The organism is Thermoanaerobaculia bacterium, assembly GCA_035260525.1.
Classification (GTDB): Bacteria; Acidobacteriota; Thermoanaerobaculia; order UBA5066; family DATFVB01; genus DATFVB01.
In genome coordinates, this window is the sequence record DATFVB010000022.1 from 1 (window position 1) to 5951 (window position 5951).

The 5951-nt window shown below is 67.3% G+C and carries 5 protein-coding genes and 4 tRNA genes; 2 read left to right on the forward strand and 7 right to left on the reverse strand.

The genetic code is table 11. The features are described from left to right. Positions 1-220: 220 nt before the first annotated feature. The 7 genes from VKH46_00750 to lexA all read right to left on the reverse strand — a co-directional run bounded on the left by VKH46_00750 (position 221) and on the right by lexA (position 4920). Positions 221-298, reverse strand: a tRNA-Asp gene (locus VKH46_00750). Between the two features lie 81 nt (positions 299-379). After that, positions 380-2461, reverse strand: coding sequence for a chloride channel protein (locus tag VKH46_00755; protein HKB69344.1), 2082 nt, complete (start codon positions 2459-2461; stop codon positions 380-382). Between the two features lie 78 nt (positions 2462-2539). Continuing rightward, a complete protein-coding gene (locus VKH46_00760; GenBank protein ID HKB69345.1) occupies positions 2540-2752 on the reverse strand; it encodes a hypothetical protein in 213 nt (70 codons plus the stop codon). A gap of 296 nt (positions 2753-3048) precedes the next feature. Continuing rightward, the gene (locus VKH46_00765) at positions 3049-3612 is read right to left on the reverse strand and encodes a hypothetical protein (GenBank protein HKB69346.1); all 564 of its coding nucleotides are present in this window, start codon (positions 3610-3612) and stop codon (positions 3049-3051) included. 176 nt (positions 3613-3788) lie between these two features. Beyond that, positions 3789-3874: transfer RNA gene (locus VKH46_00770), tRNA-Leu, on the reverse strand. 16 nt (positions 3875-3890) lie between these two features. Next, positions 3891-3965 (reverse strand) — tRNA-Cys (locus VKH46_00775). Between the two features lie 355 nt (positions 3966-4320). Beyond that, positions 4321-4920, reverse strand: a complete 600-nt coding sequence (gene lexA / locus VKH46_00780; GenBank protein HKB69347.1) for a transcriptional repressor LexA — start codon at positions 4918-4920, stop codon at positions 4321-4323. A gap of 158 nt (positions 4921-5078) precedes the next feature. On the opposite strand from lexA, the gene VKH46_00785 reads away from it, so the two are divergent. Continuing rightward, positions 5079-5438, forward strand: a complete 360-nt coding sequence (locus VKH46_00785; GenBank protein ID HKB69348.1) for a response regulator — start codon at positions 5079-5081, stop codon at positions 5436-5438. Between the two features lie 73 nt (positions 5439-5511). Then, positions 5512-5588, forward strand: a tRNA-Pro gene (locus VKH46_00790). Positions 5589-5951 lie beyond the last annotated feature (363 nt).

The following is a 5951-nucleotide window of genomic DNA, read 5'->3' on the forward strand; positions in this document are numbered from 1 at the left end:
AGGCCGGAGGCGCGTCAAGAAGACGACGACGATCCTCTTCGGGTTGCGTTGAGGGCGCCTGCGCACGCCAGTGCGCTCGGAACACCGATCTCGGCTGCGGAGGGGGCTTGGGGGATGCTTCCCCCAGGTTAAACGTTCGCCAAAACTGTCGAGGCCATCGGCCTCGACGCGCGAGCACTCGAAACGAAGTGAAGAAGCGCAGCGCCTGCGCAGCAGGTTTTGGCGGGGCCGACGGGGCTCGAACCCGCGACCTCCGGCGTGACAGGCCGGCGTTCTAACCAAACTGAACTACAGCCCCGCGGAAGAAGCCGAACGATACGCGACGGCGTAGCGCAGGTCAAGCACGCCGGTCCGACCGCTTGCCCCGGGCCGCGCCGTCCTACGCCGACGCTTCCGGCGCCGACGAGCCGTCGGACCGCTGCGAGAAACGCGTGATCCCCTCGTCCGTCGCGAGGACGACGAGCCGGTCGCCCCGCTCGAGCCGGTCCGTCGCGGCCGGCACGAAGCGGCGCTCCAGTCCGTCGCGGTCGAGCCGCTTGATGGCGAGGATCGTGATGCCGTAGCGGCTCCGCAGCGCCGTTTCCCCGACGGTTTCGCCGACGAGATCGGCCGGCACGTCGAGCTGCGAGAGCCGGTGCTGCTCGGGAAGCTCGAAGTAGTCGACCTCCGTGCCTCCTTCGAGCCGCGTCCGCGAGACCCGCGCGAAGAGATGGCTCTGCCGGAGGGACTCCCGCTCGAAAGCGCCGAGCACGTCGCGCCGCGTCACCATGCCGAGGAACTTGCGGCTCTCGGGTGATTCGACGACCGGGAGCCAGCCGAGGTCCCTCAGCCAGAGCTTCTCGTTGACCGAGGCGAGCGACTCCTCCGGTGTGACGGACGGGATCTCCCGAACGATGTCGCCGGCGATGATGAGGTTGGCGACCGACGAGTCGGCGAGCTCGGGATCGCCGAGGACGTCCTTGAGGTCGTGGAGGTCGATGACACCGAGGAGCCTCCCGCCGGCGTCCCCGACGAAGAAATAGTAGACGCGCGTCTGGAGGAACGCCTTCATCACCTCCGGGAGCCTCATCGTCTGCGGAATGAGCTCGACGTCGCTGCGGAGGATGTCGCGCACACGGAGGCTCGCGAGCGCGCTCGACTCGGGAGTCTCGTTCCACTCGACACCCGACTCCCGGAGCTCCTCGACGTAGACGGACTCACGCTCGAACAGCTTTGCGCCGGAGATCGCGAGCAGGGCGACGATCATCATCGGGAGGAGGAGGTCCTCGTTCTGGGTCAGCTCGACCATCATGATGATCGAGAGGAACGGGGCCCGCGTCGTCCCCGCGAGCAGCCCCCCCATGCCGAGAAGGGCGTAGCTGGAGATCGGGGACGCCAGGTGCGGGAAGAGGCGCGCCACGACGATCCCGACCGATCCTCCGAGCGCGGCGCCGGTCATGAGCGCCGGGGTGAAGACCCCGCCGACGCCGCCGGAGCCGATCGTGAAGGCCGTCGCGAGGATCTTCGCCGCGAAGATCGCCACGAAGAACCAGAGGACCGGGCGGGCGCTCAACAGGTGATTCGTCCCCTCGAAGCCGTTCCCCCAGACCTCGGGGAACGCGAAAGCGAGCGCCCCGACCCCGAGGCCCCCGACCGTCATCCGCCACTCGTCCTTCCATCCGAGCTGGTGGAACAGCTTCTTCGAGAGGCGGATCGTCCGCATGAAGAGCACGGAGCCGAGCCCCGCCACAAGCCCGAGGACCAGGAAGGGAGCGGTCTGCGGTAGCGACCCGAGCTCGAACGCGGTGACGTGGTAGAGCGGCGCGTTCCCCAGGACCGCGCGCGTCAGGAGCGCCGACACGAACGCCGATACGATCGCGGGTCCGAACACCGCGAACGTGAAGGATCCCATCACGAGCTCGACGACGAAGAGGGTCGCCGAGATCGGCGTGTTGTACGCGCCGGCGACGCCGGCCGCCATGCCGCAGGCGACGAGGACGCGCGCGCGCTCCGGCGAGACCTTGATCGCGCGCGCGACGACCGAGGCGAACGCCGCGCCCATCTGGATGATCGGGCCCTCGCGTCCCTCGGAGCCGCCGCTCGAGATCACGATCGCGGAGGACGCCGTGCGCGCGAGCGACTGCCGGAAACGCACGGTCCGCCTGCCGACGGCGACGACCTCCATGATCTGGGCGATCCCCATCGTTCCCCCGGTGCGGACGAACAGGCGGGCGATGACGCCGCCCGCGAGACCTCCCGCCGCCGGGATCAGGAGCCGCCTCCAGTACGGCAGCCGGCTCGCTCCGGACACGACGTCGGGGCTCCCGAGCAGGTGCGACGTCAGCCAGATCGTGGCGGTGCGGAACACGATCGCGCCGGCGGCGCCGAGCACTCCGACGAGCACGGCGAGAGCGAGGAACTGGGTGTTCGGATCCCTCCAGAAGAACCGCGCGAACCGGATCCGACCGTCAGCCCGCGTCATCCGGGAACGACTCCGGCGTCGTCGCGGAGCTTTTCCGCCGGATGCCGCGAAAGCCCGCCTCGGCGACGATGATCCGGACTACTCGTCGGCAAGCTCCGAGTCTCCTTCCTCCCCCGCGAAGAAGAACGTGTCGCCGCAGCGGCTGCCGCAAAATTCGCGGCCGCCCCGTTTCACCGCGCAATCGCGGCAAAAGAGGCGGCCGCACATCGGGCACGCGGCGAGCACGTCGGGGAAGAGAGGGTTGGCGACGAGCTGCCGGGAACAGACCATGCACCGAATCTCTTCGGCCATGGCCCGAGTTTAGCAGGCTGCTGAAAAACGAATCCGGGCGGCGTGTCACGGGTCTTGCCGATCGTTCGCAGAACGGCGCGGCGCTCCAGCGCGACGAGGCCTTGCGCCGGATCTTTACAACGCGCGAGCGGCAAGACTCGCGCCACCAGAAGGCGGCGCGGGCTCGCCTGCTTCGTTGCCGCGCCTAGACGATGCATTCGGCATCGCCTTCGGCGCGGCGTCTTACACTCGAGCCCGCGGCGCTCGCAACCCCGCCACGGACCCTTTTTCAGCAACCTGCTAATCTCTTCCGAGCCCTACTTCGCCTTCTCTTCCTTCTCGAACCGGAGCGTCTCACCCGTCTTGGCGTCCTTCAACGTGATCCGGTTCGGCTCGATTTCGACGCGCCAGGAACGCCTCGCGGTCCCGCGGATCGCGCGCGCGCAGTCGCTCGGGCGCGTCTCCCCGCCGAAACCGTCGCCCTCGACCTTCAGGTACACGCCGCAGGCAGCGTTCAACTCGTCCGGGGAGAAGCGGCCCGCGGAGGACGACATCCCGGTCACGCCCGGATCGAAATGCGGGATGTAGCCGACGTGGATCGAGTCCCCCTGCGTGTCGATCCGCAGCAGAGCCTGCTCGCGCATGTTCGTCTTCTCGAACTGGCCCGACACCGTCACGAAGTAATCGTGCGGATTCGACAGGTCGATCGTGACCGGGGTGATCTGGATGGTCAGGTTGTTGCCCGGCGTCACGCCACGGTACATGCCGGCGAAATACCGGGACAGGTTGTCGATCGGCGCCGCACCCGCCGTCAACGCGGTGGCGAGCGCGACGAGGGTGATCGCCGCGGCCCGAATTCCCTGGGTCTTGTTGATTCTCATAAGTTCACTCCCTTCGCGCGCCTCATCAAGCGAAAAGCGTACCGCAGACTCATCCTTTGGTTCCTTGAATTTAATTATCGAGCGTGCCCTCGATTGGAATGGAATGTCCGTGGCAGAGGACGATTCCTCCGCTGCTCCAGCGGGGTGTCTGACGCGAAAATCAGGCGCCGAAAAAGTGCCGGAGGCCGGGGTCGAACCGGCACGACCCTTTCGGGTCTCGGGATTTTAAGTCCCGTGCGTCTGCCAATTCCGCCACTCCGGCGTCCAACGAGCGAGGGTGGAGGCGACGGTGGGAATCGAACCCACGCATAAAGGTTTTGCAGACCTCTCCCTTACCACTTGGGTACGTCGCCGGACTCCCCGCGATTCTATCAAGGTGGGCACGCGCGGCGATACAACCGTCGCGGGAGCGGGCTCGGGGAACGGGAGCGCGTGACGGCGGCGCCGCTCGTCGAACGAGAGTCCTTATCTCCGCTCGGCCTTTGTCATTCCCGCGGAAGCGGGAATCCAGTTCTTTTCGGAAAGGCTGGGTCCCCGCTTTCGCGGGGACGACCGCGCCGCCGCCACCCCCTTCGCCTGCGCTCCCGCTTCCGCATCGAGCCGGCATCCCGCCGGCGGCGCGGCAGCGACGGACGCGCCGATCGCCGAGCGCACGCCCGTGCGACAGCACTCGGCCTATGCCGGCCCGCCGGCGATCCGAACCCGGCTTCAGCGGCTGTAGCTTCGGATGAGGCCCGTGACGATTCCCTGAACGCGGACGTCCCGTGGATCGGCGTAGATCGGCTTCATGGCCGGGTTGGCGGGCTGGAGCCGGACCTTCTTTCCTTCCGCGTAGAACCGCTTGAGCGTCGCCTCGCCGCGCACGAGAGCAACGACGGTCTGGCCGTTCTCTGCCTTCTCGCGCCGCGCGACGACGATGAAATCTCCGTCGCGAATCCCGTCGTCGACCATGGAATCGCCCCGGACCTTGAGGACGAAGTGCTCCCCTTTTCCGAGAAGCGACGGCGGGACTTCGATCGTGTCGCGATCGGGGAACGGTTCGATCGGATGGCCCGCCGCCACCTGCCCGAGGACGCTCACCAGGGAGATCGGAGGCGAGATCTCCACGGGCGCGACGCTGCGGCTCTTGTTCCAGTCGCGCGTGAGCGCTTTCTTCTCCTCGAGGAGCCGCAGGTGCTTCTGCACGGTCCCGAACGACGAAAGCCCGAAGGCCTCGCGGATCTCGCGCTGGGTCGGCGAGATCCCGTTCGTCGCGCGGTAGCGCGTGATGAAATCGAGGATCTCCTTCTGGCGCTTCGTGAGATTCATTTCGGCCTCGCTTTCAGGTGGCCGAGGGAACCACCGCGGCCGGCGCCTGATCAGATTCGCCGGCCCTTCGGCCATGATCGAACGATAGGCGCAAATGGGGCGCAAGTCAACCCTGAAATCCGCGCATCTGAAATAATCCCGCGTCCCCCGGAGGATGCATGGCCAAAGTGCTGCTGGTCGAAGACGACGCCGACCTTCGCGAGAGTCTGATCGAGCTGCTCGACTCGGAAGGTTTCGACGCTGTCGGGGCGGCCAACGGGTTCGAGGCGGTCGAGCTCCTGCGCCACGAGCCTCGCCCCGACCTCATCCTTCTCGATCTGATGATGCCGGTCATGAACGGCTGGGCCTTCCTCAAATATCGGAACGAGCACCCAATACTCTCGAACGTTCCCGTCGTGGTGACGACCGCCTGGAACGAGGTTCCCGGCGAGGCGGAAGTCATCGGCGTCCAGGGATATCTGCGCAAGCCGCTCGTCCCGCAGGAAGTCGTGGAGATCGTCCACAAACACTGCGGCTGAACAACCCGCCCGCGTCCGGCGCGCCCGCGCCTTGAGTCCTCGCCCGGATTCGGGATATAAACGCCACTCCTTTCGGGGCGTAGCGCAGCCTGGTAGCGCACTCGGTTCGGGACCGAGTGGTCGGAGGTTCAAATCCTCTCGCCCCGACCATCCGACAATCGCGTTCGCTGGCTCGGCCAGGTCGCCCCGGCGGCTCGATCTTCATCGCGCCGGCCACTCCCCTGATTCCCGCGACAACGTCTCCCGCTTCGGAACCACCCGAAAGCGCGGCGAGGTGCGAGCCCGGCGGGATGCGGGTTTCCGGCCGGCCGCTAAGACGTACCGAAAGCCGTACGTCGTGCGGCCGGCCGGGAAGACGCGCCCGGATCTCCAGAGGGGGTTTGGGGGAGGCCTCCCCCAGGTCAGACGCGCCGCAAGGGTTCGGAACGCGCGAGCCGCGCGAGAGCGGACCGATCCGCGAGCGAAGCGAGTCCCGCGGCGGGCCTCGCCGCGCTGGCTATTCCCCTGATTCCC

What these genes read in the sequence shown, in the direction of transcription:
- VKH46_00755 (HKB69344.1), bottom strand. Translation starts at nt 2,461, where the DNA reads ATGACGCGGGCTGACGGTCGGATCCGGTTCGCGCGGTTCTTCTGGAGG.
- VKH46_00760 (HKB69345.1), bottom strand. Translation starts at nt 2,752, where the DNA reads ATGGCCGAAGAGATTCGGTGCATGGTCTGTTCCCGGCAGCTCGTCGCC.
- VKH46_00765 (HKB69346.1), bottom strand. Translation starts at nt 3,612, where the DNA reads ATGAGAATCAACAAGACCCAGGGAATTCGGGCCGCGGCGATCACCCTC.
- lexA (HKB69347.1), bottom strand. Translation starts at nt 4,920, where the DNA reads ATGAATCTCACGAAGCGCCAGAAGGAGATCCTCGATTTCATCACGCGC.
- VKH46_00785 (HKB69348.1), top strand. Translation starts at nt 5,079, where the DNA reads ATGGCCAAAGTGCTGCTGGTCGAAGACGACGCCGACCTTCGCGAGAGT.